This is a genomic window from Sphingorhabdus sp. Alg231-15 (assembly GCF_900149705.1).
Lineage (GTDB): Bacteria > Pseudomonadota > Alphaproteobacteria > Sphingomonadales > Sphingomonadaceae > Parasphingorhabdus.
In genome coordinates, this window is record NZ_LT703001.1 from 3365468 (window position 1) to 3391631 (window position 26164).

The following is a 26164-nucleotide window of genomic DNA, read 5'->3' on the forward strand; positions in this document are numbered from 1 at the left end:
CGCAATACCGACCCCGTAAGGCGGCTCTACGCAGGAACAGTGTTTGGGTCTTTGGTTCATTTCTGAAATTTTTCTGAAATTGCATGGTCGACCTTAGTGTAAAACGATCCTATGTCTTTGTCAGATATGGGGGTTTTTTTGATGTCGGACGGGATTGCGCTTGGTAAGCTCGAACTGATTCCGCACCGCCAACTATTGGTTGATGGCGAGCCGATAGCCATTGGCCGCAAGGCAATCGAAATCCTATCCGCGCTCGCGAAAGCAGATGGCAGGGTGATGACCAAGGCTGAGTTGATGGATGCCGTTTGGCCCGGGGCGGTGATTGAAGAAAATGCGCTGCAGGCACAGATGACGGCGCTTCGCAAGGCCATGGGTGACGAGAGCAAACTGATCAAGACCATACACGGTCTTGGTTATCTTCTAAAGATCCCGACTGTCGAAGAACATGAAAATGGCTTGCCACCTATTCCGACTATTGCCGTCATGCCATTTGCCGATCTGATCGGCGATCCTGAGCAATCCTATTTTGTTGATGGATTGATGGAGGAGCTTACTTCTGCACTAACCCGCATTCGAACTTTATTCGTAATATCTAGCGGTTCCTCTTTGGCGCTAAGAAACCAAGGGCTTTCTCCGGCAGAAGCGGCAGAAAAATTGGACGTTCGCTATATTTTGCAGGGAAGCGTTCGTGCGGTTTCGAATGATGTGCGGATCAACGTCACATTGATTGATACCGATAATGGTGGCCAAATCTGGGCGAACAGCTTTAACGGTTCCATGGAAGACGTGTTTTCTTTGCAGGAGCAAGTTGCCATCGGTGTTGCGGGTGTGACCGAGTTTTCAATCCAGAAGAGCGAAACACAGCGTGTAATCAACCGCCCCACATCTGACTTGCAGAGCTATCATCTCTATCTGCGCGCACTGGTTCCGTTCCGCACCTACACACGTCAGAATATCGAAAAAGCAATGGCCTTGCTTGAAGAGGCCATCGAGCGTGACGAAGAGCATGCACTCGCCCTCAGCCTTGCCGGCACCGGTCATGGCCTCATTGCACAATTCGGATGGACCGATGATCAGGAGTCTCAATTGACCAAGATGAGAGACCTTTTCGAACGGGCGCTTTATTTCGGTTCAGACGATGCGCAGGTGGTTGCAACAGCAGCTTTGAGCTATTGGACCGTAGGTAGATATGCGGAAGCCAGCCGCCATGCAGATCGTGCCGTTGAGCTTAATCCGGGATCGTCTTTTGCACATATCGCTCGCGGTCAGTTGAGCGCCCATGCTGGCAAACTCGCCGCGGCAGAGGATTCGATTATCCGTTCAATGGAATTGGATCCATTTTCACCGAACCGCGCCTTGCAGCTGGGTTCATTGGCACAAACGCGGTTTGTCCAAGAACGCTATGTTGAAGCGGCACGGCTGACACGTGAATGGACACAGATCAACAAGTCCCCGATGAATGTTGCTCTTCTGGCAGCATGTTTGAACAAAATGGGGGAAAGTCAGGCGGCGGCGGATGCGATACGCGAGATGAACGCCCTGTCTCCAATCACCCTACCAAATATTGCGGCAATGTTTTTCCTGGACGAAGACCTACGTCAGAAGTTTCTGGATGCGGTGACGCTGTCTTCTTAGACGTTCCGGGTCGAGCGCTTAAAAGCCAACTTAATCAATATTGACATTGCGCCGAGAGGTTTCGCTGCGTGATGATCGCGCTGGCCGCGCTCTGGGTGCAGGGCGTGGCGCGGAGCGAGCGGCTGGAGCCGACCGTTGGCGAGCTGCCGGGCGAGCCTGCTGGCCGCGACGTTCTGAGCGAACGTTGTTGCCTTGTCGGTTACTTCGGCGCGCTTGTCTGTTTTCGCTTCTGCGCTGACCACGAACGGCACCGTCACGTAATCCAGCTCTACCAGTGGATGCGCGATTGCCCCGGTTTCCACTTGTGGCATTGCCTGCATTTCTTTCGGCGCGCCTTTCTGCTCTTCGCTCGCGCCGCTCTGTCCGTTGTTCTGGTGTCAGATTACGCCGACGTTCGCGCCTTTCCGCGCGCTGTTCAGGCGTTAGGTTGCGGCCGCCTCTACGCATGCCATCATGTCCACCTCGCCGCGCATGGCGCGAACCAAATTTTGCGCGTTGGCGTGCCCAATGGTAGCGGTGATGTCGCTTCATCGCATAGCGGGAGCCTCGCCGGTCAAAAATATGGATGCCATAACCGGGATAGTAAAAATTGTCATACCAGCCACCGCCAAATCCAATATTGGCATATCCATAACCATAATCGCAGGCGTAATAGTCATCAAAGGGTGCATAGGGATCGCATGCATAGCCCGCGCCATTAACATAGCCGTCGCCATAGGAGCCCCCGCCATAAGCGCAGGCGCTGAGGCCAAGCATCGCGCCGCTGAGCAAAGCTGGTTTCACAATTTTCTCGATCCAAGACTGTGCCATGTTCATTCCCCTCATCATCCGGTCATGCGGTATCCATCATCGCTGACCGGATTTCTCTGTTCTAGACTGGCTTGGCCCCGCGAGTCTGGATTGATTTCCTGTTGCCCTATTTTGTAACATTGATGGATTGAATTGGAAATGAACGCAGATGCTTGCTGACATTAATGAAAGTAGCTACTATAGAGCCGTAACCCAAGCATTTCAGGAGCTTTCACATTGGCAAGCGCAGCACAAGTCCACGGATACCCCTATACGGAAACTGCAAACCCGCATTGGGTCAAGCCACCCAGTAAGGAGGCCTTGGCGCACATTCCCGGTGAAGATGGTCTGCCGCTGGTCGGCTCGACCTTTAAAATCATCAAGGACCCCATTGGCTTTGGCAGGCAAATGTTTGAAAAATACGGTTCTGTCTATCGGACATTTAACTTCGGTAAGCAGAACGTGACGTTGCTTGGTGCGGATGCCACCGAATTGGTGATGTTCAATAAAGGCAAGATTTTCTCGAGCGAACAGGGCTGGGGGCCGGTGCTGAACAATCTCTTTCCGCGCGGCCTCATGCTGATGGACTTTGAACGCCACCGTGCTGATCGCAAGGCGCTCTCCGTTGCATTCAAGCCGGGGCCGATGAAGCATCATTGCAAGGTTTTAAACGAAGGCATAGCGGAGCGTGTCAACGATTGGAGCGGAACGGATTTCAACTTCTATCCCGCCATTAAATCACTCTCCTTGGATACTGCTGCCAGCGCTATTCTGGGTATTCCCTGGGGACCGGAAGCCGACAAGATCAACAAGGCCTTTGTTGACGAAGTGCAGGCTTCGGTCGGTGTTGCCCGCTCACCCATTCCTTTCACCAAAATGTGGCGCGGGGTGAAGGCACGTGAATATCTGTTGAGCTATTTTACACCGCAAGTGAAAGAACGGCGCGCGAAAGGCGGCGAAGATATTTTTACTCAGATTTGTCTTGCAACCCACGAAAATGGCGAGTTGCTGACTGAGGATGAAGTCGTCGATCACATGAACTTTCTGATGATGGCTGCGCATGATACGATTACCTCATCAGCAACCAGCATGACTTACTTGCTCGCCAAAAACCCGGAATGGCAGGACAAGCTGCGTGAGGAATGCCTGTCTGTTGCGCCGGCAGGAGAGCCTCTGGCCTATGAAGATCTCGGCAAACTGGAACTGACCGAAATGGCGTTCAAGGAATCTCTGCGCTTGATCCCGCCAGTACCAAGTATTCCACGACGTGCGATCAAGGAATTTACCTTCCGTAACTACACAATCCCGGCTGGCACCAATATCGGTATCAGTCCGCAATTTGTGCACAAGATGGAGAAACACTGGCCGAATCCGACGAAATTTGATCCGATGCGCTTCACGCCAGAAAATAGCGCCGGTCGGCACAAATATGCGTGGGTTCCCTTCGGTGGTGGCGCTCATATGTGTCTGGGCCTGCACTTTGCCTATATGCAGATCAAGATCCTGATGCACGCAATGCTGACCCAAAACCGCATCGTTCTCAGCGGAGGACAGGATTATGAACCGAAATGGCAAGTCTTCCCGATTCCGCAGCCGAGAGACGGTCTGCCGGTGCGCCTGGAGGCACTCTGATCTGCTGACTTTCTAGAAGGTTCAGTTACCCGCTATTTCTGAGTGCCGTTGCAATGGCATTGAGAGAGAGTTGTATCCCTTCACCAATACGCGGATCGTCTTCTCCAGCGCGCAGGCGTTTCATTAACTCGATCTGCAGGTGGTTGAGCGGTTCAATATAGGGCAGGCGCAATTCGATACTGTTGAACAGCGACGGGTTTTTTGCGAGCAGATGCGGCTGGTCTGTAATCTCTAGCAAAATGTCACGGGTCTGTTCCCATCCCGACCTAATGCGTTCGAAAAAGGCCTCTCGCATGGCCTGGTCCTCAACCAATTCTGCATAGCGTGCTGCAATGCCCATGTCAGATTTGGCCAACACCATTTCCATATTGGACAGGCTGGCTCTAAAAAAGGGCCAGCTTTGTGCCATGTCTTTGAGTTTTTCGATATCGTCAAAAGCACTGAGCGCTTGTCCGACGCCGTACCAACCGGGCAACATCACCCGAGCCTGGGCCCAGCTAAAGACCCATGGAATGGCACGCAAGTCTTCGATCTTATCGCTTTTTGTTCGGCTGGCCGGTCGCGAACCAATTTTCAATTTGGCAATTTCGGTCAGTGGTGTCATCTGGCGAAAGAAGGTCCGAAAGCTATCATCGCCATAGACCAGATCACGATATTCGGCGAATGCGGTTTGTGAAATCTGGTCCATCGCTTCGGCAAAACTGGCCTGCACCTTCTGGTCGGATGGATCGGGCTCTAGCGAGCGCAGCAACACCGCTGAAGTCATAGCTTCCAGATTGGCTTCGGCAACGCCCATTGTGCCATATTTGGCGGCGATAACCTCACCTTGCTCGGTAATACGGATGCGACCGTCGACGGTTCCCTTGGGTTGGGCCTTGATCGCCCCGAAGGCGGATCCACCGCCACGGCCAACAGCACCGCCGCGGCCATGGAAGAGCTGCATTTTTACGCCAGCCTGCTCAAATACCGGTGTCAGGGCCTGGCTTGCCTTAAACAAGCTCCATGTTGAGGTTAGATAGCCGCCATCCTTGTTACTATCGGAATAGCCGATCATCACTTCCTGCGCGCCGCGTGCGCGGGTCAGGGCATGCATTTCGGGGAGCGCAAAAAAGTCCGTCATGACCTCCGGCGCGTTCTCCAGATCGGCCACGGTTTCAAACAAAGGCACCGCCATGATCGGACAGGTCGGTGCTGCGCTGTTATCGGCCGAAGCACGGTAGAGGCCCGCTTCCATGAGCAGGACATAGACTTCTAATATGTCTGATACGGTCTCGCCATTGCTGATATTGTAATTGACGATGACCTCTGGCCCATATTGGTCATGGGCCTCAGTTGCCGCCCGCAGGATGGAGAGCTCCTTGGCAGTTTCTTCGCTATAATTGATCCACGGACTTACCAGCGGGCGGTTATTTGTTAGTTCTTGCCGAAGAATTTTCACCCGAGTTTCTTCGTTCAATGACAGGTAATCTGCCTCGACACCGGCTTCTGCAAGCAGCTCAGCAACCACCCGCTCGTGGATGCGGCTATTCTGGCGCATGTCGAGCGTTGCGAGGTGAAAGCCGAATAGTTCGACCGTGCGGATCAACCGTCCCAAGGCCCCAGATGTCGCAAACACGCCTTTGCCACCGGAACGCAGCCCGTGTGCGAGCGTCACAAGATCTTCCCGCAATTGCTGCGGATTGTCATAGGGCTCGGCCATGATCGGCGATGGTCGCCCCGGGACGTGACCGCATAACTTCAAATGCGTGGCGGACAGGCGGGCATAGATACCGGAAAGCGCGCGCCGGTATGGTTCATCTTTGCGGCTTGGTGCATCATCGCCGCTAGCATCGGCGAGGGTGACTACTTCATCCGGCACCTCTGCCAGTTCGGTTGAAATGCTGAGTTCCGCGCCCATCGCATGGATGCGTGCAAGATAGTAGCCGATGACCGTCTCTGCGGCGCGCGACAGAGCTTCGCGCATAGCATCGGCATCAACAAAGGGATTGCCGTCACGATCACCACCGATCCAACTGCCGAGCTTTAGAAAATTGGGCAGCCGGGCACCTAGTACTTTTTCCCATTTGCCATAAAGTTTTGGCAAGACCGGCAGAAATACGTCACGCATATAGCTTTGCGAAATCTGCACCTCGTCGGTTACAAATAAGCGCTCACGGCGCAGTGGACGAGTCTGCCACAACAAGGCAATTTGCCGCATAATCGCTTCATCAAGCACGTCGCCTTCGGGCGTATTGTCCGCTCCCGCATCTTTCATAAGCAGTAACTCAGCAATACGGGCCTTGTGATCTATCATGCTCTTGCGCCGCACCTCGGTGGGATGAGCGGTCAGCACCGGGGCAATCAAAGCGTCGTCAAGCAAAGCCAATACTGCCTTTTCGTCTACGCCCTCACTCGCCAATTTTGAGATGGCTTCTGCAACGCTGGCTCCTTCTTCAGCTGCCACACCCTGACGGTCTTCGGCGAGATTGGCGAGCAGTGAAAATAGCATGAAACCGCGCACAAAGGCGGTCGTCTCATCCAAGGTTAGTGCATCAAGACCGGGATCAATCGCATCGGCGTCTGCAACACCGCGATGCCGATCAACGCTGGTGGAGCGAATATATTCGGTGCGCCGATACAATTCTTCGCCGCCATAGCTGCGGATCACATCACCCAGCAATTTGCCGAGATATTTAATGTCGGGATTTTGGCGCACAACCAATGAGGGTGTTGCCGATGAATCATTGGGGAGGATATCAGTCATGACGCGTTGCTGCACCGCTGTGACAACGTGGTCAAGAAAATCTACGGCCAAAAGAGAAGAAATTGCTACTTCTTATTCAAGACTTTGTATTTTGAGCCGATCAAACCCGATGGGAAGCTCGTAGTTTCGATATGATCCAGTTTGATATCTGCATCCAAGGTGCCAAAAAGCGTCAGCCCGTCACCGATTAAAACGGGTATCCGCGTCAGGATAATATCGGATATCAGGCCAGCGCGAAGGAAGGATTGTATAATCTTGCCGCCATCCACATAAGCTCTGCTCCAACCTTCCTTATCCAGGATTTCCATCAACGCATTGGGCGTTTGATCTGATATACGGACCTTGTTTTTCAGATTTTCCGGGATGTCTTTTTCGGTCAATCGACCGCTCATGACGATCACCGGGCCTTGATAGGGCCATTCGCCGAATGTCAGCACCTTCTCAAACGTGCCGCGGCCCATGATCAACCCGTCAACCGACGCCATGAACGCGTCATAGCCATGGTCTTCATCGCCAGTATTATATTCCATCAACCAGTCCAGATTGCCGTCTTTGCGGGCAATAAAACCATCCATTGTAGCGGCAATAAACACATGGCCGGTTACCATATTTCTTGTCCTTCCGATGCGCTGCCCCCGGAATGATACTTTGATATCATGAAGAGCATCTTGCAGGAAGGTGCGATCCCCGGCTTTGTGACAAGCCTTGCAGCATATAAAAAACCCGCCCTCTTTCGAAGGCGGGCTTTTTCTTGGACGATTGTTCAATCAGCTTGAACTTGGGCTGTCCTGCTGCTCGGACCAAGGGCCTTTCGGTTTTTCAGCCTTTGATGAAATGGGCGCTTCCGTTTTTGGTTCAGCAATTTTCTTCGATTTTGCCTTTGCTGGTGCAGCTGCCATTTTCGGTTGGGGCTTTGCTGGCGCTTCGAACGGGGCCACCTCCAGCGGAGTCGATTCGGCAGCAGTCGCTCCACCGATTAAGCTGTCCAGTGACGATCCGTCCAAACCAAGTTCTTTCATCAGCCCGTCAATGACCGGTGCCTGTGCCCGGTAGGACAATGCAGCTGCGACAGCGTCGGTGGCAAGATTGCCATTGCCGCCCCCATTTGCGCCCCCGCTATTGCCAGAGCCGTTTCCGTTTCCGCCTCCGCCATTTTGGGTAATGCCGTCGACCTGAACGATCTTGATTGAGTCGATAGCTTCCATCGGCTTCGCTGACTCTTTCACCACTTCAGGTAATACGTTGAGCAACGCCAGTTTGGTCTGCAATGATATCTGATCAGATGACAGGATATTGGCCGCCTCGTTGACAGCGCGCTGACCAGCCGCTTCGACTTCGAAGCGAACCCGGGATGCTTCCGCGCGTAATTTCTCGGCCTCGGCTTCACCCTCTGCCCCCAGCCTAATGGCAGCGGCACGGTTGGCGGCGGCTTCTTTCTCGGCTTCGGCCTCCACTTTGACGCTGATCGCTTCGCGTTCTGCCTGTTTGGAGGCTTCGATCAACTCGATCCGCTTGTCGCGATCAGCAACCTCGGTTTCCCGAGAGGTTGTGACCTGCTCTTCTGCAGCCACGGCTTTGGCACGGGCTGCATCGGCTTCGGCCTTGGCCTGGCTTTCCTCGCGGCTTTTGTTCTGGATCGCAATCTGCTGCTCTTGACGGGCGATTTCGATCGCTTGTTCCTGCGCAATGCTTGCTTCTTTCACCGCACGATCTGCTTCAATCTGGGTGGAGTCGATCTTTTGCTTCGCGGTAATTCGGGCTTCTTCGGCTTCTCGGTTGCGCACGGCCTGCTCACTTGCGACCTCCGAAGACTGTTCGGCGCGGCGGACTTCCACTTCGCGTTCCTGTTCGAGCCTGGCAAATTCATTGTCCCGTTCGATCGTGAAACTGCGCTGATCAGCCTCAAGGTTTTTCGTTTCGATCTGAACACGTGTGTCTTGCTCAATATCGTTTCTTGCTTTCTTACGCAGTTCGATTTGCTCGGTGAGCTTGGTCAGACCTTCAGCATCAAAGGCGTTGTTGGCGTTGAAATGCTCGATACTGGTTTGGTCAAGACCGGTAAGTGAAACTGATTCCAGTTCCAAACCGTTCATCGCGAGATCGGCAGAGCTGGCTTGCTGCACCTTCTGGACAAAGTCGGCGCGCTGCTCGTGCAGTTCGTTCATTGTCATACCGGCGGCCACCGAGCGCAGGGCGTCAACAAACTTACCTTCGACCAGGTCTTTAAGGGCTTCAGGCTGCATCGTACGCAGACCCAAAGTTTGCGCAGCCATGGCCAGCGATCCAGCATCCGGACGCACGCGCACGTAAAATTCCGCTTTCACGTCAATGCGCAAGCGATCCAGCGTGATCAGCGCATCGACATTGTTGCGCTCTACCGCCAACCGCACGGTGTTCATATTGACCGGCATGGTTTCGTGAAGAACGGGCAGCACCATAGCACCACCGTTCATTACAACCTTTTCGCCACCCAGTCCGGTTCGAACGAAAGCGATTTCTTTGGTTGCGCGTTTATAAAGTCGGGTGATGATCAGCCCGAAAATGAGCAGGGTAGCAAAAATAATGCCGGCATAGACGGCGAGGGAAATGAGATTCTCAGTCATATTTTTCTTTCTGTATTGAGGTGCCGCAGGCCGGATGAACTAGGGGTTATCTAGTTGATATCGCGGCAGGCACTGTTTCAGGCTTTGATATTTAGTTCGGATTCATTCCAGGAATTTAACGGTATCAGGCGAAATGATTTTGAATGTTCCTTCCTCCCGGCGAACAAGCAAAACCTCTTCCGCCTGATGAAAAATCTCGCCTTCATTGGCTGGTTCGACCATCACAAAATGGCCGTGACCGTGAAAGTCGATAACCTTGGCGCGGGCTGGCGAACCGGTTTCTGCCTTGCCAATTTCGATTTTTCCGCGGCGCCCCACCAGCATATCGATATCGATTGCTGTGGTTTCATCGCTGGGAATGACCCGCGATAAAGGACGCGCCAACAAGCCGGTTAGCGGTAGGGAAACGGTAGCGGCCGCAGGAACGGCGAGCCATGGTGTGAGAAGCCATCCGAACAGATTGCTGTAAAATTCCTGACCCGCCAGGCCAATAATACCGAACAAGGCAAGAAAGAGCACTAACAGCATGAGAAATGGCAAACGTCCAAATCCCAAAAGGGAGAGCAGGCCTTCGCCAGCGCCATCCATATCGGCTTCGGGATCCATGTCGGTGCCGAAATCCGGCCCAAAATCGCTTAATCCAACAAGCTGCAATATTCCGATGGCAAGCATGAGAAGGATGGCGGCGCTAAAAAAGATATTCTCATTAGCCAGCCAAAATTCAATCACGCAAAACCTCTCCTTTACATGAATATAGGATGAATAAGCTGAATTTCAATAGTAACGGCGCCAGTGACGAACAAAAAAATATATTTTATAGCTCTATTCGGGAAACGATATGCACCAACAATTGTCGATAGTTATGATGGGCGCTACGGGCGCGGTTGGCGGCGCTTGTCTGGACAAGCTCGTCCGACAGCCGCGAGTTGCACGGATCACCACTTTGGGCCGCCGTCCAGTCGAAGGACTGTCGTCCAGTAAGTTGGAACAGCACAAGATCGATATCTTTGCGCCAGACATTTACCGGACGCTATTGGCCGGTCATGATATTGCCATCTGTACATTAGGCGTGGGCGAGCCATCCAAGATCAGCAAGGAAGATTTTGTCAAAATTGACAAGCAAGCGGTGCTGGATTTTGCAACTCGTTGCAAGGCTGCCGGGGTCGAACATTTTCAGCTTCTGTCATCGGTTGGTGTGAGCCCGCAATCCGCCTCGTTCTTTCTGCGTACCAAGGGTGAGCTTGAGGACGGGCTGAAGGGGCTGCAATTTAAGCGGCTCAGCCTGTTTCATCCCTCGATGATCCTTACGCCCACCAACCGCTATGGCTTTGTTCAGGGGTTAACCCTGACCGTTTGGCCGTGGTTAAAGCCAATTCTGGCGGGCGGCTTGCGAAGATATCGCGGCATAGAAGTGAGCAAGCTGGGTGGAGCAATGGCCGCCAATTGCCTCGCCGACGGGGATGGCACCGAAATTCTGGAATGGGACGCTATTGTAGCGCTTTCTCAGCGTCAGTGACCCACCTAACCTTCCAGTTCAATATCCCAATAGAGCCAGTCATGCCAAGTATCATGGAGGAAATTCGGTGGGAAGGCGCGGCCATGTTCCTGAAGCTGCCAGTTGGTTGGTTTAATGGGTCTGTTTGACAGCTGCATATGCGCTTCTTTTGGCGTTCGACCGCCCTTTTTTAGGTTGCATGGTAGACATGCCGTTGCAACATTTTCCCAAGTTGTCCGGCCTTTTTGCCGTCGCGGAATGACATGGTCAAAAGTCAAATTGTCAAGGCTGCCGCAATATTGGCACATGAATTTGTCACGCAGGAACAGATTGAACCGAGTAAAGGCCGGATATTCGGATGGTTTGACATAGTTTTTCAGCGCAATGACCGATGGAATTTTCATGTCGAGGCTGGGGCTATGCACTTCGCGTTCATAGCTCGATACGATGTTCACTCGGTCCAGAAAGACCGCCTTGATCGCGGTCTGCCAAGGCCACAGGCTTAGTGGATAGTAAGACAGTGGTGTATAGTCAGCATTCAGCACCAGTGACGGGCAACTTTCGGGATGCCGCAACAGGTCAGGGTGATACATAGTAAAACTACTCCCTTAGTCTTTGACTGCATGCCCTTTATCCGCAAGAACATGACATGGTCATTACAACTGACATGCAAACAACATTATCTGCGCTATGACGTCAAGAGGGTATGTCAGCCAAGATGTTGTGGTCCGCTTTGCGCCTAGCCCCAATGGATTGTTGCATCTTGGACATGCATATGCCGCTTGCACCGCTTATGATTATGCACGGGAACGCAATGGAAAACTGTTGCTACGGATTGAGGATATCGACGGTGTACGCAGCAAGCCCGAGTTTGTCGAAGCGATTTTGGCGGATTTGCGGTGGTTGAGGCTTGATTGGGATGGTGCGATCATTTTTCAGTCCGAGAGACTGGACAGTTATGCCAAGGCTGCTGAACGCCTGAAGCAGCTGGACTTGCTATATCCCTGTTTTTGCAGTCGCTCGGATATGCGAGCGGTGCATAAAAAAGAGGGCCCCCGCGAAGGGCCGGATGGCCCAATATATCCTGGAACCTGCAGGAAGCTCGATCCAGGTCAGGCTGATGCAAGAAGGAAGCTCGAACCGCACAGCTGGCGCTTGGATGTAAAAAAAGCATTGCAGTTGACCGACGACCTGATTTGGCATGACGAAAAAATTGGTGATCAACAGGCCGATCCTGCGGCACTGGGTGATGTTGTGTTGATCCCCAAAGATATGCCGGTCAGCTATCATCTTGCTGTAACGCTGGACGATGCGCGGGACGGTATCACCCACATTGTTCGCGGCGCTGATCTCTTTGCCTCAACGCATATCCACCGCTTGTTGCAGGCACTGCTGGATCTGCCGGTGCCGCGTTATTTCCACCATCCGGTTCTACTCGATCAAACCGGGAATAAGCTCGCAAAAAGCCGGGAGTCTGCATCTTTAGCCGTATTGCGAAAAAAGGGCATCGATGGCAATGATCTAGCCAACAGGTTGAGGAAAAATATATTCCCGGTTGGAATTACTCTGGCGAAGGACTAGTTAGTAGAAATGAGCTATATCTTAATATTATTTATCCTGTTGGCGGCTGGCGGCGTTGTTTACGCTTTGGTGCGCGGACTTATTGCCTTTGTTAATATGGAACCTGAGGATGTCGACGCCGAAGGCGTGACCGCTTCGCATAAGAAGCAGAATGAAATGATGTTCGCGCGGGTAAAATACCAGGCCATCGCGGTTGTTTTGGTCGCACTACTATTATTGTTGGCCGGAGGGCAGAGTTAAAGGCTGCTAATCATGGTCAAGCTCAACAAGATTTACACCAAAACCGGCGATGATGGCACTACAGGTCTGGTAGACGGTTCGCGTATTGCCAAAAACGCACCCCGCATGGCCGCGATCGGTGACGTAGATGAACTTAACAGTGCACTGGGCATTGCGATTTGCGAGATTCCAGATGAAGCTCTGATGCAGACCTTGCGTGTGATTCAGAATGATCTATTCGATCTGGGTGCCGATCTGGCAACACCTGCTGGTGAGAATGATGATTTTGCGCCATCGGAAATGATATTGCGAGTAACGCCATCGCAGGTCGAGCGTCTGGAATCCGAAATTGATGCAATCAACAGTGACCTTGAGCCACTGACAAGCTTTATCTTGCCGGGCGGCGAAAGGTCGGCAGCAGCCATCCATCTGGCCCGCGCCATCGCTCGACGCGCAGAACGAACCGCCGTGGGTGCTGCACAGGTGATGGCCATCAACCCGCAGGCCCTGGCTTATATCAATCGGTTGTCAGACTATCTTTTCGTGCTGGGGCGAATGCTCAACAATGGCGGAAAAGCTGACATATTGTGGGTACCCGGTGCATCACGCTGATTTCCCGTAGCGGCGCGAAAACGCGCTCCAATACGCAAATTCGCAACCAGCTGGCGAAAATATAAGCAGTTGACCCTTATCTCGTTCGCTCTATGTTCCTTAGGCATGCACTAAGCGGATGGAGTAGGAATAATCGCTGGCCACGCCAAAAATATCAGTACCCGTCCGCCGATTGCCGGCGAACCTGACCGACACAAGGATCTGGCACGAAAATTTCTAGAAATTCGTGCGTATAGCTCTTCACTTATTGCCAGCTTGAGTGATGCCGACGCCACCGTTCAGTCAATGGAAGACGCTTCTCCAGCGAAATGGCACTTGGCCCACACCAGCTGGTTTTTTGAAACGTTCCTGCTGCGCGATCATGTATCAGGCTACAAGGCTTTTGACGACGACTATGCCTATCTGTTCAATAGCTATTATGAAGCAGAAGGTGCGCGCCACGCGCGCCCCGATCGCGGCCTGCTAACACGGCCCTCGCTTGAGGAGATTGGCCGTTATCGTGCTCATGTTGATACGGCAATGACCGAGGCGATGGGCGGTTTTTCGGAAGACTTGCTGGACCTGGTTGTGCTGGGTCTTCATCATGAACAACAGCATCAGGAATTGTTGCAGACCGACATATTGCATTTGTTTTCATGCAATCCGCTTGGCCCTGCTGTCAACGAACCCAAGCCGCGTCCGGCGATTATCGAAAGTTCAATGAACTGGATTACCGGTATGAACGGTACCCAATCCATTGGTCATGACGACATCGGTTTTGCCTTTGATTGCGAGGGACCGCGTCATGATGTGATACTGCATTCGCACGCCATCGCAGATCGCCCGATCACCAATGGCGAGTGGGCGGAATTTATAGCAGACGGGGGCTATGCAAAGCCTGATCACTGGCTGTCCGATGGATGGGCGTGGGTTCGGAACGAGAATATTGTCGCACCACTTTATTGGCGTACCCGTGACGGGGAAATGGAAGAATTCACCTTACAAGGTTGGCGCAAAATTGTGCAATGCGCGCCTGTAAGACATATTAGCTTATACGAAGCCGATGCCTATGCAAGTTGGGCTAACGCACGTTTGCCCACCGAGGCTGAATGGGAAGTCGCAGCCCAAAACGGACTGCCGGGTACTGGCTCAGTGTGGGAGTGGACAGGCAGCGCTTATCGCCCCTATCCTGGCTTCAAGGCGGCTGAGGGCGCCGTGGGCGAGTATAACGGCAAGTTTATGTCGGGTCAGTTTGTTCTAAGGGGCGGTAGCGTGGTGACGCCGCCTGATCATCTAAGAACCACATATCGTAATTTCTTCTACCCACATCAGCGTTGGCAGTTTGCCGGTGTGCGGCTCGCCAAAGATTTGTAATCGCGCAAAAGGACGCTTCCTCCAATGGATATGATAATGAGCCGGGTTGATCCGGCGTTTCGCAATGATGTCCTGCGCTGTTTTGAACAGGAAGTTTATGCGATTCCGGCGCGTTGGCTTTATGATCGTGCAGGATCGGAATTGTTCGAACAGATTACGGATTTACCGGAATATTATCCGACCCGAACAGAGACTGGTTTGTTGGAAAGCTACAGCGGCGAGGTTGCCGAGATGGCTGGTAGTGGACGTGCGGTGATTGAATTCGGTTCCGGCAGTTCGACAAAAACACCTCATCTTCTAAGAGCGGTCAACCCAGCGGCCTATGTTCCGATTGATATTTCCGGCGATTTTTTGGCGGATAGTGCCGCACAATTGCAGGAACAATTTTCCAATTTGCCGATTTACCCGCTTGAGGCCGACTTCATGCGACGATTAAATCTGCCTGATCAAGTCTCGGACATGCCGAAATTAGGCTTCTTCCCGGGCTCAACAATAGGAAATATGATCGCGCGTACATCTGTCGATTTGCTTCGGTTCATGCGCGAAACATTGGGGGAGGGGGCACAGCTCCTGATTGGCTTTGACCGGATCAAGGATCCTGATGTTTTGATTGCCGCTTATGATGATAGTGCTGGCGTGACTGCCGAGTTTTCGTTGAACCTGCTACATCGGATAAATCGTGAACTTGGTGGTGAAATTGCTGTCGATAAATTCCGCCATATTGCTGAATGGAATGACATTTATGCCCGGATCGAGATTTACCTGGAAGCTCAGGCAGATTTAGATTTTTCAATTGACGGTTCGGTTTTTAGCATGGTGAGAGGCCAACGCATTCACATTGAAAATAGCCATAAATACGGCCTGCGCGATGCGCGTCTGATGCTAAGGGCTGGTGGTTGGTCGCCCGTTCAGGAATGGAGCGATGAAAAGGATTATTTCTCGCTTATTCTGGTAGAAGCGCATCCCTTTAAAGACGCGCCTTAGAAGCTATTCCATTGCGTCTTCAGAAGACGGTGCTTGCTGGGCCATTGTTGCGGCCTTTTTATAGGTTGCCCGCCAAGTTGTAATCCACTCGTAGGCACCGCGGCATTCCTGCATACTGCTGGCTTCGATCAGTCGGAATTGTTCGCCGTCCCAAATGAAGCTTTCAGCGCTGCCACAATCGCCAATGCCCCTGCCTTTGGCAAAACTGCTTAGTATTTGCCGGTTTTCTTCCCAATGAGCGTTGACCAGCAGGGGTTTGCGTCCCTCACCGCCCCAACTGGGCTGTAGGTCGTAAGTGGCCGGACGAAAGGCCCAGCTGGCCCCGTCTTTCTCGTCGCCTTTAATTTCACCGATATAGGCGGCGCTAGAAAAATTATAGGCACCGGAACCGCAGGACATCAGAACAAGTGCGCGATAACGGTCATCTTTTTTACCAAGCGGAAATATTTGATCCTCGACCACACCAAATCGGTCATCCTTGCAAACCGAATTTTCAACCAGATCCACAATCTCGGTGGTCGCAGGTATCCGTTTTGCGGGGGTCCATTGATTGGTTACGACTAGCGGAATTTCTGTATTCTGGGGCCGGTAAGTTCGGCGGCCCTTGGAGATTAAAGCTGTACGGGTATACACCCTTTTCTGCTGCCTATCGATATAGCGCAGTGCCGCCATCGATCCCGACAGTGAAATTTTGGTCAGGCTGGATCCATCCGGCCCAGTGACGTTTAGTTTTCTACCGCGCGCAATGGCTCTTGTTACTTTTTTGGCGTTATCGCCGGTAATCTCAATGGGATAGTCGCCCTGACTTATGGGGCCGGATTCGACCACTTTACCGTCGATAATCATCCGATACTCGCTAACACCAGTATCTTGTATCAGCACGCGTATCTTTAATATGTCATCTCGACCGGCCGTTCGTTCGATGAAGATCGGGCCGCCCCATTCATTGAAACCGCCACTTGCATTATCTACCAGCGAAACGGCTTCGCAATTGCCACCATTGTCGCAACCGACAGACCAGTCTTTGAATACCTTCACTTCACCCGGAGCAGGAACCGGTAGAGGAGTGCCAGCGTCTGTCGCCGCTGTCATTGCCATAAGGATCATAGTGGAAATAATAGGGGGCATATTTGTAATCTAGCCAGTTTGGTCGACAATCGCTAGTGCCTTGTTACATCAGCATTAACAGGCAGGTCATGATAAAGAAAAGGGACGGCAGATGAAATCAATCGGTATTATTGGGTCAGGACAAATGGGTGCCGGTATTGCGCAGGTTTCTGCGCAAGCTGGCTATCATGTCTATTTGTCGGACATGAACCAGGAAATTGCCGAAAAAGGTAAGGCTGGGATCGCCAAACAATTGTCCCGGCTGGTGGAGAAGGAAAAGATTGAACAACAGGCCGCACAAACGGCGTTGGACCGGATCGAAACTGTCGGTTCTCTCGATCCCATGGCGGGTTCGGATATAATCATCGAAGCGGCAACCGAACGCGAGGATATCAAACGTCAGATCTTTGCTGCGGCATCAGAGGTTCTAGGCCATCAGTCGTTGCTCGCATCGAACACCTCATCCATTTCGATCACACGGCTGGCGCAATCAGTTAAAGATCCATCCCGTTTTATCGGCGTCCATTTTTTTAACCCTGTCCCGCTGATGGGTTTGGTGGAAATAATCCGTGGTTTGGCCAGCAGCGATCAGAGTGTCGCCATGGCGAGTGACTATGTAAAAGCATTGGGTAAGCAGGCCGTATTGGCGAAAGATTCACCTTGCTTTGTTGTGAATCGCATATTGCTGCCGATGCTTAACGAAGCTTTTTTCGCACTGGGAGAAGGTACAGCCTCGATGGAGGATATAGACCGCGGCGTGCAACTTGGTCTCGGACATCCGATGGGGCCGATAACCTTGGCGGATATGATTGGCTTGGATACATTGCTTGAAATCCTTCGTGTACTGCAAAATGACTTTGGAGATCCCAAATATCGCCCGGCTCCGCTGTTGCTGAAATATGTCGAAGCCGGCTGGCTTGGTCGCAAAACGGGTAAGGGTTTTTATGACTATTCGGGTGAAGCCCCAACCCCTACGATGTAGGTTAACTGAAATGGAGACGATGCGATGAGCGATGATATCAGAGACTTTCAGATTGATATTCCGCAGTCGGCATTGGACGATTTGCAGACCCGATTGGAAATGACTCGTTGGCCTGACCCTGAACCGGTTGATGACTGGTCCCAGGGTATCCCGCTGACCTATGTGCAGCAGGTTGCTGACTATTGGCGCGAGGCATATGACTGGCGGCGTTGTGAGGCAGCGCTCAATCAATATTCGCATCATATGACGGAAATCGACGGGGTTGATATTCATTTCATGCACATCCGCTCGCCCGAGGCGGATGCGCGGCCACTGATTATGACTCATGGCTGGCCAGGCTCCATCATTGAGTTTCTCGATGTTATCGGTCCGCTGACGGACCCCGTAGCTCATGGTGGGGAGGCAAAGGATGCCTTTCACCTCGTCATTCCTTCGCTGCCCGGATATGGTTTTTCGGGTAAGCCAACCGTAACCGGATGGGGCGCCGAGAAGATCGGTGAGGCCTGGGACATGTTGATGAAGCGGCTGGGTTATGATCGCTATTTTGCGCAGGGCGGCGATTGGGGCGCGCTGGTGACATCTGCCATTGGAGTCCAGAATCGCGGATCTTGTGCTGGTATTCATATCAATTTGGTTGTCGTTGGGTCGCCACCCGAGGTGGTCATGACCAATCCGACTCTCGAAGAACAAGCGTCCTTAGCTCGATTTGCAGATTATCAAACACAGGGCGGTGGCTATGCAGAAATTCAGCGGACCAAGCCGCAAACGCTCGGATATGGTCTTGCCGACTCTCCGGTTGGCCAAATGGCTTGGGTGCTGGAAAAGTTTCAGGGCTGGTCAGATGGCGCGATGACCCCGGACGACAGTTTTGATCGCGACCGATTGCTCGACAATATAATGCTCTATTGGCTCAACAATGCAGGGGCTTCGTCCGCGCGGCTTTATCGAGAAAGCTTCGGAAGTCCGAATGTCGAGCCTGTCCATATGCCAACCGGATGCAGTATATTTCCCAACGAAATCATGGCCCCGTCTCGTCGATGGGCTGAGCACCGGTTCAAGAATCTGCAATATTGGAATGAAGCGGAAAAAGGCGGTCATTTCGCTGCGATGGAAGTACCTGAGCTTTTTCTCGGCGAGGTACGGGGTTCTTTTGGCCAGATGGAGCTCTAACCGTAGATGTTAGTGTTGATCGCAAGGCGGTTGATGACAGCGATTCCGACGCTGCTTGCGATCATTTTGGCTTCGTTTTTTTTGATGCGATTGGCCCCGGGCGGGCCATTTGATGGTGAGCGTCCATTACCCCCGGAGACACAGGCTGCGTTGCAGGCCGCTTATGGGCTGGATAAGCCGCTTTGGGAGCAAGCATGGCTCTATGTTTCGCGACTGGTGCAAGGCGATTTCGGACCGTCGCTAGTCTATCGGGATTTTTCGGTTTCGGAACTTGTGGCGCAGGGCCTGCCGATATCATTAACCCTCGGGGGACTTGCAATCATACTCGCCCTGCTGATGGGGGTTTCTGGTGGCTTGTTCGCGGCGGCACGCGCCGGAAAAGCGGCCGACAAAACAATTATGACGCTCGCTACCATTGCCACGGCGTTGCCGACTTTTGTCACCGGTCCTGCACTTGCCCTGTGCTTTGGGCTTTGGTGGGGCCTGTTGCCGGTGTCGGGAACAGGCGAGGGTTGGTCATGGTTGATCATGCCGGTTGTCGCGTTAGCATTACCTGTGTCAGGGGCCGTAGCCAAGTTAACCCGTGCCGGTCTAGCAACCGTGCTCAAACAGGATCATATTCGTACAGCGCGCGCGCGCGGTCTGTCTGAATCGAAAATCATGTTCAAACACGGATTGCGGCCCGCTCTTGTTCCGGTGGCTAGCTATTTGGGACCTGCTGCAGCTGGTCTACTCACCGGTGCAGTAGTTGTGGAAACGGTTTTTGGACTGCCCGGCCTCGGACGCTATTTTGTTCAAGGCGCGTTGAACCGTGACTATCCATTGGTGCTCGGGGTAGTTACGCTCTACGCGGCGCTGATCATCCTGTTCAACCTGTTTGCCGACCTGATTTACGGCTGGCTAGACCCTCGGATGCGTGACGAATGAGGGCGCTGTTTAACCGCAAACACTGGCCGCTTTGGGTGATCTTGGCGCTCGTGGCGTTGGCGTTGATCCTGCCAGCGATCCTGCCATGGACATATGATCAGATTGATTGGGATGCCGTGCGTGCTCCGGCCTTCAGCGGATCGCATGTTTTTGGAACGGATGAAATTGGCCGCGATCGTCTCGCACGTTTGGCTGCGGGGACTCGTGTCACTTTGATGGTTGCCATCGCCGCGGCCATGGTTTCCTTAGTTGTCGGCATTGCCTGGGGCGCGACTGCAGGCTGGATGGGCGGCAAAGTTGATGAAGCTATGATGCGGTTTGTCGACGCTCTCTATGCGCTGCCTTTCATGTTCATTGTAATTTTGCTGATGGTGATATTCGGACGTTCGATACTGCTGGTTTTTGTGGGTATCGGATTGGTTGAATGGCTTACAATGGCGCGGGTTGTACGGGGACAGGTCATGGCCCTTAAACAAAGACCCTTTATATTGGCCGCTGAAGCTGCAGGTACTCCGCCGATTAACAACATCCTGAAGCACATTCTGCCCAATATCGCCGGTGTTGCGCTCGCTTATCTCATGCTGACCGTGCCGCAAGTAGTGATGATCGAGAGCTTCCTCTCGTTCCTCGGCCTTGGTGTTCAGGAACCGCTGACGTCGCTTGGAATATTGGTCAAGGAAGGCGCAGACGATATGGATATGACGCCGCTAGGACTGTTGTTGCCTGGCGGTCTTCTTGTGTTACTGCTGGTTTGCCTGACAATAGAGGGCGAGCGCCTGCGAGATGTCTACTCATGAGCGTTTATGAGATACGCGATATGGCCATTGAAATTGATGGCAAACGGCTGGTCGAAGATGTCAATATCACGGTCGAGGCAGGTAAATGTACGGCGATAATCGGCGCATCCGGATCAGGTAAAAGCCTGACTTGTCTAACACCTTTCGGTCTGACGCCAGGCACTGCTTCGGGATCGATCAAGCTTGACGGGATTGAGTTGACCTCTGCCAATGCTCGCGAGATGCATCTGGCGCGCAGTCGAAACACGGGGTTTGTCTTTCAACAACCATTGACAGCACTAACGCCCCATTTGACCATAGGGAAACAGCTTCAGGAAGCCGCATCGCAAGCTGGTCCGCAGCGGCTATCGCGGCATGAGTTGGCGCAGATGTTAGCGCGGGTTGGTCTTTCGCGTGCTGATGAAAGGCTCGATCAATTTCCACATCGGCTGTCGGGCGGAGAGCGTCAGCGTGTCATGATTGCCGCCGCTGTTGCGCATCAACCGAAACTGCTGATCGCGGATGAACCGACTAGCGCTTTAGACGCTAGTTTGCGCGCAGAAATCATGGAGTTGCTAGATGAGTTGCGCGTTGAGCATGGCTTGGCAACACTGTTGGTCAGCCATGATATCGCCTCCGTCGAGAGTCATTCGGACGATCTGATTGTAATGGATAAAGGCAAGGTGGTTGAGAGCGGTCCCACGGTCGACATTATCACCAACCCACAGCGGGACTATACGAAGCGCCTTATTGCCGCCACACCGAGTCTTGCAGAGCCCGCACCACATCTGCCAGTTGTCGGGGAGATATTGCTCCAAGCCGAAGGTGCGACGGTTTTGTTTCCTCGCCCAGGCTGGCGGCGGGGTAAAATAGAGGCGGTTGCAGATGCCAGTCTATCCGTAAGGGAAAGCGAGGCAGTTGCGATTGTTGGTGGATCGGGTTCAGGTAAATCGACCTTGGGGAGAGCGGTGGTGGGTATTGGCCCTCTGACGTTCGGCACAATCAAATGGCAACAGGGCCTCTTGCCAGAGCGCCGTGAGCGCAGCCTTGCCATGCGAAAATTGATCCAACCCGTATTCCAAGACCCGGTGGCCAGTCTCAATCCACGATGGAAGGTGGGTGATATTGTATTGGAACCTCTCAGAAATTTGAGTCCTGAATTATCCGGCCCAGAACGTAACGACAAGTTAGCGCAAGCATTAAATGATGTGGGGCTTGGCCCAGAGTATATAGACCGGGTTTCAACCAGCCTTTCGGGAGGCCAGGCACAACGTGTCGCCATCGCTCGGGCTATAATCGCAGGCCCAAAAATGTTGGTGCTCGACGAAGCGACGTCGGCTTTGGACCCGTTAGTAGGAGGCGCAATCCTGCAGCTACTGTCAGAATTGCAGCGAGCACACGGGCTCAGCATTATCTTCATCACGCATGACATCGCATCGGCCCGTCGGCTTTGCCATCGGATTGTTGTTCTGGATGCGGGCCATGTTGTTGAGATGGGGGATATGGCTGAGGTCGTTGAAAGTCCGAAGGCCAGAGTCACTAAGCTACTGATTGAGGCAAGCTGACATAAGGCCAAAAAAGGCCGCTCTGCCCCCAGAACGGCCTTTTCCGTGTGACGAACCTAAATTGTGAATTCAGACCCAATCGGGTTTAGAAAGATACGCCCAACGTGAACACAACAGCACTGTCCGTGAAACTATTGACTGATGGCGCATCGGTATCGGTATAGGCAACGCTCGCAGTCAGGTTTTTGGTAATGGCCCAGTCGGCACCAAGGGTCCAATCGATGTAGTTATCATCACCAAACACACCAACGGGGTTGCCCAGTGAACCATCATTGATACCAATATTCGCATTGAGCGAGATGGGCGTGTTCGGAATGCCGCCGGAAACGCCGGTGTAGATATAAACATTGTCGCTGTCACCCAGGCTGGCTTGAGACCATGCGTATGCGATACCGGTGGTGAGTTCTACAGGTCCAACTGTTGTTGAGACCGAAGCATAGGGTTCAAAATAGTCGCTGGGTCCTGCGGCTCCGCCTTCACCATTGGGGTAGACATAATAGAGCAGGCCAACATCAAGAGTGAGGCCATCGGTGACGTCTCCGGACCAACCACCATAGAGGTCAAGCTCGGTGTGACCGAATGTCGGGCTGTCTTCGATAGAAGAGGCCCAGGTCCCGATGTAAAAACCGCTTTCATGGGTGACATCAATGCCGCCTTGAACTGCGATATCGCCGTCCGAGAAGGACAAGCCACGGAATCGATAATCTGATGTGATGGCGGCATTGCCGGAAACTGTAATTCCGCTGCCTTCCACTTCTTGAGCGAGGGCGGGAGCTGCCGTTGTAGCCAGCAGAATAGCTGAAAGACCGATAATCCCCGATTTGGCTTTATAGCCGAGAGTAGTTTTTGTGGACGTGCGCATGAAAATCCCTTTCTGGTTGATGCGTATCGCCCCTCCTGGAATTTGTCCTGGTTGTCTTTTTATTGCGCCAGCAAAGCCAACGGCAGACAATCTCAAAACATGCAGGAAAAAACTGCAACATATTGCTGCGCTGCACAACAGAAAAATGTCAGTAAGGATGACATATTTTGATAGTGTGGCAATCTAGCCACATGTGTTTTGCTTGCAGCACTAAGGCGTGTTTAGAGCTTGTTAACTATGACTATATATCGGTTGCAACATGTCAGAATTGGATTCCATTGAACAAGCAAATGGCGGGGGTAATCCCTTTGCTGAGAGTTTTGCCCGCCTGAAAGCCGTCGAGTCGGTCGCTGGGCTTGTGGCCAATATGGCTGGATCGACAGAGGCAGGTGCTTTTGTTTTGAATGAAGTTGCAGCCATGGAATCGGCCTATCAAAACAGCCTTCCGATGACCCGAAAGCGCTTTGATCGTGGATGTGATGACTTAGCGATCATGGCGCAATCAGGCGCTAAGGCACTACTGCAGCTCAATTCTGCCGGAAGAAGTCGTGTCGATATCGCTGCCCAACGGTTAATGCGCGAAATTCAAATGTCCGGTCGCCAGACTTTGGATTTGCTGCAGAAATAAAGCCGCTATTCGCTGGAAAGTTCGACCGTTCCATTCTCTGGCAGTGATTTAATATGGACATCCCGCTGTGGGAACGGAATTTCGACGCCATGTTCCTTGAACAGATCCCAGACGCGTTTCAGAACCGCTGCTTTGAAATTGCCCACACCTGATTGCGGGTCGTTGATCCAGCAACGGATTTCAAAATTTACACTATTGTCGCCAAACTCCAGCATCCATACCACTGGCTTGGGATGATTGAGCACTCGAGGAACATCGACGCAGGCCTGCTTCATCAACTCAATAACCTGATCCATATCGCTATTATAGGAAACTCCAACGGGAATGCTGATCCGGACATTTTTGTTCGAATAGGACCAGTTTTCCACTTCCTGTGTCATCAGATTTTCGTTTGGAATCAAGTGCTCCTTGCCCTCACGAGTAAGAACCGAAACAGCTCGGACGCCGATCTTGTTAACCCAGCCAAAACTGTCGCCGACCGCGATGACATCACCCGGTTTGATCGAACGATCCATCAGCAGGATGATACCTGCAATAAGATTACCGATCGTTTTCTGCATCCCGAAACCGATGGCGAGACCAAACGCACCGGAGAAGACCGCTAGAGCTGTCAGGTCGATACCCAGGACATCAAGGCCGAGCATGAACGCCGCAGCCAAGATGGCGACGGTGGCTAGCTTTTGCCCGAGAACCTTTTGTGCGCCGTCGAGATCGCTATTACCGATGACATGAGTGACGAGCTTCATCAAAACCCGCGCAACGGCAAGGAGAATGACCGCTGTCATGATGGTTGTGACCACGGCAAGAAGCGAAATCCGGTTGGTGCCGACATCAATACCGACGCGCTCCAACGCTATGGTGATCCGATCAATATTGCCGACAAGGCCAAGCGCTGCCGATATGAATACCGTAAGCCCCATGGTTGTACCGAGCCAGTCCGGCATACGAACTCCGCGGATCAGATCATTGGTGAACAACCCCATGGTGATCGCAATGGTCAATGCAAAGATAACTTGCGGGATCAGCTGCCATTGCCAGATCGCTAGGAAAAACCCACAGAGTATGAAGGTTGTAGCCCGACGGGTCATATCGCGAATGCGCCGTCCGGCCAGTTCACTCTCATAGCCCGCCCTGGTTTCCCAGACGTTCCGTAATTTGGGTCCAATATATCGGCTAAGCAACCAGCCTGCAAAAAGTGCAATCGCAACTAAGCCAGCAGCAACAGCGCCTTCGATAAATTGCAAATTACGCGAGGTGTCGGGTGCCAGAGATTCAAGATAGCCGAAAATTTGTTCCATCATAACAGGACATTGTTATAGTGTTCAAAGGCTTTGGCAAGATCAGCGATCAAGTCATCTGGATCTTCAAGACCGATATTCAGCCTTACCAACGCCCCTTTCATCGTCCAGTCGGTCGCGGTGCGGTATTTTCCCGGATCCACCGGGAGTGCCAGACTTTCAAAGCCGCCCCAGCTATAACCGATCCCAAAGAAGGTAAGTGCATCAATGAACACCGCGCGGGATTGTTCATCACCATTTGAAAGCACAAATGAAAAAAGGCCAGACGATCCGTCGAAATCGCGTTTCCAAATTTCATGCCCCGGACAGTCCGGTAAGGCAGGATGCAGCACTTTGCCAACTTCCGGACGCTCTTTTAACCAATGCGCAATCGCAAGAGCCGATTGTTCGTGTTGTTTTAACCTGACCTCCAGGGTTCGCAGCCCGCGCGCGGCCAGATATGCGTCATCGGGTGAAACAACCTGACCCAGTTGCTGCGCAGTGCGCCGGAGTCGGGTCCAATATTTTTCATGCGTCGTTGCTGCGCCCATCATCACATCACTATGTCCGACGATATATTTTGTCGCGGCGACAATGCTAATGTCGACACCGTGTGTGATTGCAGGAAAATATCGTGACGTTGCCCATGTATTGTCGAGCAACGACACAATTCCGGCATCTTTGGATGCTTTGCATATTGCCGGAACATCTTGCACTTCAAACGTTAGACTGCCGGGGCTTTCAAGCAAAATTGCCTTTGTCTTATCAGAGAAGAGTGTTGCAACATCCGCACCTATCTGAGGATCATAATAGCGTGCGGTAACGCCCATGCGTTTCAGAAAAGCGTCTGCATAGCTACGGCTTGGATCATAACTGCTGTCCGTAAGCAGCACTTCATCGCCGGGTTTGAGCACGGCTAGCAAGGCGCAGGCAATGGCGGCGACGCCGGAAGGGTAGAGCATCGTACCGGCTGCACCCGGTTCCATCTCTGTCAGCGCTTCGGCCAAAGACCATTGGGTTGGCGATCCGCGCCTGCCATAAAAAAACTGGCCGTCTTGGTTTGCAGACGAACCTGATCTTAAGTCCGCAACACTTTCATAGAGATGTGTACTGGCACGCCAAACCGGCGGGTTGACAACCGCTCCTGTCCATTCGCTACGCCGACCGCTAGTAACCGCCTTCGTTGCCGGTTTGTGTGATTTTTGCGGGCTATCGGTCACTCAT

At 52.6% G+C, this 26164-nt stretch carries 24 protein-coding genes; 14 read left to right on the forward strand and 10 right to left on the reverse strand.

All coding sequences use genetic code 11. The annotated features are described in order from the left end of the window. Window positions 1-141: 141 nt before the first annotated feature. Window positions 142-1635, forward strand: a complete 1494-nt coding sequence (locus tag DG177_RS16340) for a winged helix-turn-helix domain-containing tetratricopeptide repeat protein (protein ID WP_337658962.1) — start codon at window positions 142-144, stop codon at window positions 1633-1635. 30 nt (window positions 1636-1665) lie between these two features. Here DG177_RS16340 and DG177_RS16345 read toward each other — a convergent pair whose 3' ends face one another. Next, window positions 1666-2445: a hypothetical protein gene (locus DG177_RS16345; protein ID WP_108812459.1), complete on the reverse strand. Its 780-nt coding sequence runs from the start codon at window positions 2443-2445 to the stop codon at window positions 1666-1668. A gap of 216 nt (window positions 2446-2661) precedes the next feature. On the opposite strand from DG177_RS16345, the gene DG177_RS16350 reads away from it, so the two are divergent. Next, window positions 2662-4056 carry a cytochrome P450 gene (locus DG177_RS16350; protein ID WP_108812460.1) on the forward strand — a complete coding sequence of 465 codons (1395 nt, stop codon included), beginning with the start codon at window positions 2662-2664 and terminating at the stop codon, window positions 4054-4056. A gap of 25 nt (window positions 4057-4081) precedes the next feature. Here the strand turns inward: DG177_RS16350 and ppc are convergent, their stop codons facing one another. The 4 genes from ppc to DG177_RS16370 form a co-directional block, all read right to left on the reverse strand. Then, window positions 4082-6799, reverse strand: coding sequence for a phosphoenolpyruvate carboxylase (ppc, locus tag DG177_RS16355; RefSeq protein WP_108812461.1), 2718 nt, complete (start codon window positions 6797-6799; stop codon window positions 4082-4084). A 65-nt stretch (window positions 6800-6864) separates the two neighbouring features. Next, entirely contained in the window at window positions 6865-7407 is a 543-nt protein-coding gene (locus DG177_RS16360) for a dihydrofolate reductase family protein (protein WP_108812462.1), read from the reverse strand. A gap of 159 nt (window positions 7408-7566) precedes the next feature. Next, the gene (locus tag DG177_RS16365; protein ID WP_108812463.1) at window positions 7567-9402 is read right to left on the reverse strand and encodes a flotillin domain-containing protein; all 1836 of its coding nucleotides are present in this window, start codon (window positions 9400-9402) and stop codon (window positions 7567-7569) included. A 102-nt stretch (window positions 9403-9504) separates the two neighbouring features. Next, on the reverse strand, window positions 9505-10131 hold the full coding sequence (locus tag DG177_RS16370; protein WP_108812464.1) for an OB-fold-containig protein: 627 nt from the start codon (window positions 10129-10131) through the stop codon (window positions 9505-9507). A gap of 109 nt (window positions 10132-10240) precedes the next feature. On the opposite strand from DG177_RS16370, the gene DG177_RS16375 reads away from it, so the two are divergent. Further along, window positions 10241-10918 carry an NAD(P)H-binding protein gene (locus DG177_RS16375; protein ID WP_108812465.1) on the forward strand — a complete coding sequence of 226 codons (678 nt, stop codon included), beginning with the start codon at window positions 10241-10243 and terminating at the stop codon, window positions 10916-10918. Between the two features lie 5 nt (window positions 10919-10923). Here DG177_RS16375 and DG177_RS16380 read toward each other — a convergent pair whose 3' ends face one another. Beyond that, window positions 10924-11490, reverse strand: a complete 567-nt coding sequence (locus tag DG177_RS16380; protein WP_108812466.1) for an HNH endonuclease — start codon at window positions 11488-11490, stop codon at window positions 10924-10926. A 97-nt stretch (window positions 11491-11587) separates the two neighbouring features. Between DG177_RS16380 and gluQRS the strand changes: the two genes are divergently transcribed. The 5 genes from gluQRS (at window position 11588) to egtD (ending at window position 15646) form a co-directional block, all read left to right on the forward strand. Continuing rightward, the gene (gluQRS, locus tag DG177_RS16385; RefSeq protein ID WP_108812467.1) at window positions 11588-12478 is read left to right on the forward strand and encodes a tRNA glutamyl-Q(34) synthetase GluQRS; all 891 of its coding nucleotides are present in this window, start codon (window positions 11588-11590) and stop codon (window positions 12476-12478) included. A 9-nt stretch (window positions 12479-12487) separates the two neighbouring features. Next, window positions 12488-12718 (forward strand): HIG1 domain-containing protein, encoded by a 231-nt coding sequence (locus DG177_RS16390; protein ID WP_108812468.1) that lies wholly within the window; start codon window positions 12488-12490, stop codon window positions 12716-12718. Between the two features lie 12 nt (window positions 12719-12730). After that, window positions 12731-13309, forward strand: a complete 579-nt coding sequence (locus DG177_RS16395) for a cob(I)yrinic acid a,c-diamide adenosyltransferase (protein WP_108812469.1) — start codon at window positions 12731-12733, stop codon at window positions 13307-13309. Between the two features lie 171 nt (window positions 13310-13480). After that, window positions 13481-14662, forward strand: coding sequence for an ergothioneine biosynthesis protein EgtB (gene egtB / locus DG177_RS16400; protein ID WP_108812470.1), 1182 nt, complete (start codon window positions 13481-13483; stop codon window positions 14660-14662). A gap of 24 nt (window positions 14663-14686) precedes the next feature. Next, window positions 14687-15646, forward strand: coding sequence for an L-histidine N(alpha)-methyltransferase (egtD, locus tag DG177_RS16405; protein ID WP_108812471.1), 960 nt, complete (start codon window positions 14687-14689; stop codon window positions 15644-15646). Between the two features lie 3 nt (window positions 15647-15649). Here egtD and DG177_RS16410 read toward each other — a convergent pair whose 3' ends face one another. Further along, window positions 15650-16738 carry a DUF1176 domain-containing protein gene (locus DG177_RS16410; protein ID WP_337658963.1) on the reverse strand — a complete coding sequence of 363 codons (1089 nt, stop codon included), beginning with the start codon at window positions 16736-16738 and terminating at the stop codon, window positions 15650-15652. A gap of 127 nt (window positions 16739-16865) precedes the next feature. On the opposite strand from DG177_RS16410, the gene DG177_RS16415 reads away from it, so the two are divergent. Genes DG177_RS16415 through DG177_RS16435 form a run of 5 tightly spaced genes read left to right on the forward strand, consistent with a single transcriptional unit; the run spans window position 16866 to window position 22173 of the window. Further along, complete coding sequence (locus DG177_RS16415) at window positions 16866-17735, forward strand: 3-hydroxyacyl-CoA dehydrogenase NAD-binding domain-containing protein (protein ID WP_108812473.1); 870 nt, start codon at window positions 16866-16868, stop codon at window positions 17733-17735. Window positions 17736-17759: 24 nt separating this feature from the next. Then, window positions 17760-18905, forward strand: a complete 1146-nt coding sequence (locus tag DG177_RS16420) for an alpha/beta fold hydrolase (protein ID WP_108812474.1) — start codon at window positions 17760-17762, stop codon at window positions 18903-18905. Window positions 18906-18911: 6 nt separating this feature from the next. After that, window positions 18912-19832, forward strand: coding sequence for an ABC transporter permease subunit (locus tag DG177_RS16425; RefSeq protein ID WP_108812475.1), 921 nt, complete (start codon window positions 18912-18914; stop codon window positions 19830-19832). After that, entirely contained in the window at window positions 19829-20629 is an 801-nt protein-coding gene (locus tag DG177_RS16430; RefSeq protein ID WP_108812476.1) for an ABC transporter permease subunit, read from the forward strand. Before DG177_RS16425 ends, DG177_RS16430 begins: the two co-directional genes overlap by 4 nt. 20 nt (window positions 20630-20649) lie before the next feature. Next, window positions 20650-22173 carry an ABC transporter ATP-binding protein gene (locus DG177_RS16435; RefSeq protein WP_337658964.1) on the forward strand — a complete coding sequence of 508 codons (1524 nt, stop codon included), beginning with the start codon at window positions 20650-20652 and terminating at the stop codon, window positions 22171-22173. 85 nt (window positions 22174-22258) lie between these two features. Here the strand turns inward: DG177_RS16435 and DG177_RS16440 are convergent, their stop codons facing one another. Beyond that, window positions 22259-23035: a TorF family putative porin gene (locus DG177_RS16440; RefSeq protein ID WP_108812478.1), complete on the reverse strand. Its 777-nt coding sequence runs from the start codon at window positions 23033-23035 to the stop codon at window positions 22259-22261. A 259-nt stretch (window positions 23036-23294) separates the two neighbouring features. Between DG177_RS16440 and DG177_RS16445 the strand changes: the two genes are divergently transcribed. Further along, window positions 23295-23663: a hypothetical protein gene (locus tag DG177_RS16445; RefSeq protein WP_108812479.1), complete on the forward strand. Its 369-nt coding sequence runs from the start codon at window positions 23295-23297 to the stop codon at window positions 23661-23663. Window positions 23664-23668: 5 nt separating this feature from the next. Here the strand turns inward: DG177_RS16445 and DG177_RS16450 are convergent, their stop codons facing one another. After that, complete coding sequence (locus DG177_RS16450) at window positions 23669-24964, reverse strand: mechanosensitive ion channel family protein (protein WP_337658965.1); 1296 nt, start codon at window positions 24962-24964, stop codon at window positions 23669-23671. Further along, window positions 24961-26160, reverse strand: coding sequence for a cystathionine beta-lyase (gene metC, locus DG177_RS16455; protein ID WP_108812480.1), 1200 nt, complete (start codon window positions 26158-26160; stop codon window positions 24961-24963). The genes DG177_RS16450 and metC overlap by 4 nt, the downstream gene beginning before the upstream one ends. Between the last annotated feature and the right edge of the window lie 4 nt (window positions 26161-26164).

What these genes read in the sequence shown, in the direction of transcription:
- DG177_RS16365 (WP_108812463.1), bottom strand. Translation starts at nt 9,402, where the DNA reads ATGACTGAGAATCTCATTTCCCTCGCCGTCTATGCCGGCATTATTTTT.
- DG177_RS16435 (WP_337658964.1), top strand. Translation starts at nt 20,650, where the DNA reads ATGGCCATTGAAATTGATGGCAAACGGCTGGTCGAAGATGTCAATATC.
- DG177_RS16445 (WP_108812479.1), top strand. Translation starts at nt 23,295, where the DNA reads ATGTCAGAATTGGATTCCATTGAACAAGCAAATGGCGGGGGTAATCCC.
- DG177_RS16375 (WP_108812465.1), top strand. Translation starts at nt 10,241, where the DNA reads ATGCACCAACAATTGTCGATAGTTATGATGGGCGCTACGGGCGCGGTT.
- DG177_RS16420 (WP_108812474.1), top strand. Translation starts at nt 17,760, where the DNA reads ATGAGCGATGATATCAGAGACTTTCAGATTGATATTCCGCAGTCGGCA.
- gluQRS (WP_108812467.1), top strand. Translation starts at nt 11,588, where the DNA reads ATGACGTCAAGAGGGTATGTCAGCCAAGATGTTGTGGTCCGCTTTGCG.
- DG177_RS16390 (WP_108812468.1), top strand. Translation starts at nt 12,488, where the DNA reads ATGAGCTATATCTTAATATTATTTATCCTGTTGGCGGCTGGCGGCGTT.
- DG177_RS16440 (WP_108812478.1), bottom strand. Translation starts at nt 23,035, where the DNA reads ATGCGCACGTCCACAAAAACTACTCTCGGCTATAAAGCCAAATCGGGG.
- DG177_RS16395 (WP_108812469.1), top strand. Translation starts at nt 12,731, where the DNA reads ATGGTCAAGCTCAACAAGATTTACACCAAAACCGGCGATGATGGCACT.
- egtD (WP_108812471.1), top strand. Translation starts at nt 14,687, where the DNA reads ATGGATATGATAATGAGCCGGGTTGATCCGGCGTTTCGCAATGATGTC.
- DG177_RS16415 (WP_108812473.1), top strand. Translation starts at nt 16,866, where the DNA reads ATGAAATCAATCGGTATTATTGGGTCAGGACAAATGGGTGCCGGTATT.
- DG177_RS16450 (WP_337658965.1), bottom strand. Translation starts at nt 24,964, where the DNA reads ATGATGGAACAAATTTTCGGCTATCTTGAATCTCTGGCACCCGACACC.
- DG177_RS16360 (WP_108812462.1), bottom strand. Translation starts at nt 7,407, where the DNA reads ATGGTAACCGGCCATGTGTTTATTGCCGCTACAATGGATGGTTTTATT.
- DG177_RS16430 (WP_108812476.1), top strand. Translation starts at nt 19,829, where the DNA reads ATGAGGGCGCTGTTTAACCGCAAACACTGGCCGCTTTGGGTGATCTTG.
- DG177_RS16340 (WP_337658962.1), top strand. Translation starts at nt 142, where the DNA reads ATGTCGGACGGGATTGCGCTTGGTAAGCTCGAACTGATTCCGCACCGC.
- DG177_RS16380 (WP_108812466.1), bottom strand. Translation starts at nt 11,490, where the DNA reads ATGTATCACCCTGACCTGTTGCGGCATCCCGAAAGTTGCCCGTCACTG.
- ppc (WP_108812461.1), bottom strand. Translation starts at nt 6,799, where the DNA reads ATGACTGATATCCTCCCCAATGATTCATCGGCAACACCCTCATTGGTT.
- DG177_RS16425 (WP_108812475.1), top strand. Translation starts at nt 18,912, where the DNA reads ATGTTAGTGTTGATCGCAAGGCGGTTGATGACAGCGATTCCGACGCTG.
- DG177_RS16410 (WP_337658963.1), bottom strand. Translation starts at nt 16,738, where the DNA reads ATGACAGCGGCGACAGACGCTGGCACTCCTCTACCGGTTCCTGCTCCG.
- DG177_RS16345 (WP_108812459.1), bottom strand. Translation starts at nt 2,445, where the DNA reads ATGGCACAGTCTTGGATCGAGAAAATTGTGAAACCAGCTTTGCTCAGC.